Origin of the sequence: Moraxella atlantae NBRC 14588, from assembly GCF_001591265.1 — a bacterium.
Classification (GTDB): domain Bacteria; phylum Pseudomonadota; class Gammaproteobacteria; order Pseudomonadales; family Moraxellaceae; genus Faucicola; species Faucicola atlantae.
Map to the genome: position 1 here is coordinate 1 of NZ_BCUL01000071.1, position 1,009 is coordinate 1,009.

Annotated in this window: 2 tRNA genes and 1 rRNA gene; all 3 read left to right on the forward strand. The window is 47.2% G+C overall.

Annotated elements, in window-relative coordinates:
• Positions 1 to 60: 60 nt before the first annotated feature.
• Positions 61 to 137, forward strand: a tRNA-Ile gene (locus tag MA2_RS10730).
• Positions 138 to 145: 8 nt separating this feature from the next.
• Positions 146 to 221: transfer RNA gene (locus tag MA2_RS10735), tRNA-Ala, on the forward strand.
• A 268-nt stretch (positions 222 to 489) separates the two neighbouring features.
• Positions 490 to 1,009: ribosomal RNA gene (locus tag MA2_RS10740) — 23S ribosomal RNA — on the forward strand; the annotation flags it as partial.

A 1,009-nucleotide genomic window follows, 5' to 3' on the forward strand; every position in this document is an offset into this window, starting at 1 on the left:
CTCCTTAACGAAAGTGACTGGGTGAGAATTCACAGCAAGTTGGTCTTGTGTTTTAAAAGCGGGTCTATAGCTCAGTTGGTTAGAGCACCGTGTTGATAACGCGGGGGTCATAAGTTCAAGTCTTATTAGACCCACCATTAATCGAGGGGCCATAGCTCAGTTGGTAGAGCGCCTGCCTTGCACGCAGGAGGTCAGGAGTTCGACTCTCCTTGGCTCCACCAAGCTGTTACAGCAAACAGGATACTGATGACAGTAAATTGTTTAGTGTAACAACACGAATTTACCTGACGAAGGTAAATTAACTCAATAACAACATAGAGAAATGAGTCTGGGTTAATGATATCCAACGAATCATTAACCACAAAGGCTACAGATAGAACTGGACATAGCGATATAGAAAGTTAGCACTGTAGCCAAGTAAAGAGAACTGAATCAAGCGTAAACAAAGGTGGACGTTACTAACAGACATACGACCGATTAGGGTTGTATAGTCAAGTGAATAAGTGCACACGGTGGATGCCTTGGCAGTCAGAGGCGAAGAAAGACGTGACAGCCTGCGAAAAGCGTCGGGGAGGCGGCAATATCCTGTGATCCGGCGATATCTGAATGGGGAAACCCACTTGCCAGAAGGCAAGTATCGTAACTAATACGAAGCGAACCGGGAGAAGTGAAACATCTCAGTACCCCGAGGAAAAGACATCAAACGAGATTCCCCCAGTAGCGGCGAGCGAACGGGGAGGAGCCGACGAATTTAGACGTAGAGGAATCACCTGGAAAGGTGAATCATAGAGGGTGACAATCCCGTACTCGAAACGTTTAAATAAGCATATTAAGTAGAGCGGGACACGAGAAATCCTGTTTGAAGATGGGGGGACCATCCTCCAAGGCTAAATACTCCTGACTGACCGATAGTGAACCAGTACCGTGAGGGAAAGGCGAAAAGAACCCCTGTGAGGGGAGTGAAATAGAACCTAAAACCGTGTGCATACAAGCAGTGGGAGCCGCAAGG